The 476-nt window shown below is 73.7% G+C and carries 1 pseudogene; it reads right to left on the reverse strand.

What is annotated here, in order from left to right:
- A pseudogene (locus GRC12_RS45005) lies at window positions 1-367 on the reverse strand (phospho-sugar mutase); the annotation flags it as partial.
- Window positions 368-476 lie beyond the last annotated feature (109 nt).

A 476-nucleotide genomic window follows, 5' to 3' on the forward strand; every position in this document is an offset into this window, starting at 1 on the left:
CCGCCGCTCTGAGGCCGGCGCCGGTCATGACGGCGGCGGTGTCGCGGGCGAAGTCGGCGGACTTGTGGCGGGCGTCGTAGCCGATGACGACCAGGCCGGCGTCGTCGCCGTGGGGGGTGCCGTGCTTCTTGAGGTACGCGGCGAGGCCGGCGGCCGCGCGGATGACGACCGAGCGGTTCATGCGGTTGGGGCCGGCGCCGAGTTCGCCGCGGAGGCCCGCGGTGCCGAACTGGAGCGTGCCGTCGAAGCGGTCGGCGAGGTCGGTGAGGTCGCCGGCCTCCAGGAGCTTGGCCAGTTCGTCGCGGGTGTCCGGGTCGGGGTCCTCGGCGAGCCAGGTCTTGGCCTGTGCGATGAGGTCGTCGTGCACGGTCGGTCTCCGGTCTCGTGTGGTGCGGGTGGGGGTGCGGGTGCGGATGCCTGCGGCGCCTGTGCGGGTCGGTGGGGGCGTGCGTAGCGCCTACGGTTCGATTGTGGGT

The organism is Streptomyces griseorubiginosus (assembly GCF_017614965.1).
Taxonomy (GTDB): domain Bacteria; phylum Actinomycetota; class Actinomycetes; order Streptomycetales; family Streptomycetaceae; genus Streptomyces; species Streptomyces griseorubiginosus_B.